This window comes from Protofrankia sp. CiP1_Cm_nod3, from assembly GCF_982290655.1.
In genome coordinates this window covers 1-763 of the sequence record NZ_CEVIVD010000244.1, presented here as the reverse complement: position 1 = coordinate 763, position 763 = coordinate 1, and the positions used below count along the sequence as shown (strand labels likewise).

General features: G+C 70.2%; 1 pseudogene. It reads right to left on the bottom strand.

Annotated features, from left to right (window positions below):
• Positions 1-506 (bottom strand): annotated as a pseudogene (locus AC5LUJ_RS23605) (hypothetical protein); the annotation flags it as partial.
• Between the last annotated feature and the right edge of the window lie 257 nt (positions 507-763).

The window sequence follows — 763 nt, the reverse complement described above, 5'->3', positions numbered from 1 at the left end:
CCCGTGTGCCCGGCGTCGCGGTGGCGTTCGGCCTCGGCCAGCGCGTCGAGCCAGGACCGGCCCCGCCGGTAGGCGAAACTCACTTCCACGGACGCGGCGTCGAGCTGGTCGTGGCAGACCTCCAGGAAAGCGCGTTGGGCGATGCGGTCACGGACGGTGGGCAGCCCGAGGATTCTGCGTCGTCCGCCGCGGTGAATCGTGGCCAGGCGCAGCGGCTGCGGTTCGTAGGCGCCGGTGGTGAGCTGGTCGGCGAGCCGGTCAAGACGCGCGCCGAGCTGCCGGGCGAAGTCCGCGACGGTGAGGCCGTCGGCGCCCGGCATCCCGCTGCCGGCGGCGACCCGTGCCCACGCCGCCCACAGCACCGCCGGCTGGCCCATGGCCGCCCGCACGTCCCGCGGGGCCGCGGGCTGGGGGCCGTCGTCGCGCGACGGGCCGCTGCCGCCGGACGCCCGGTGGTTATGGAGGGTGGTGGAGCGGCGTTCCGCCCGACCGAACCAGCGAACCATGTGCTCTGCTCCTTCGTCACGACCGGGCTGCCGGCCGGTACCGCTGTCAACCGATGCAGACGGACACGCCCGGCCACCACCACAACCTCCGACACGCCGAAGAACGCGGGAGGTTGTGGTGAGAGATCGACATGTATTCTGACGTGCGGTAACGCAGGATCGATAGATCCTTTCCCCTTGATCCAAAAGATCTTCCGAAGGAGGTTGTGGTTGGATCTTGCAAACCCCCAGCTCAGACGGGGTACAATTCGGACAGC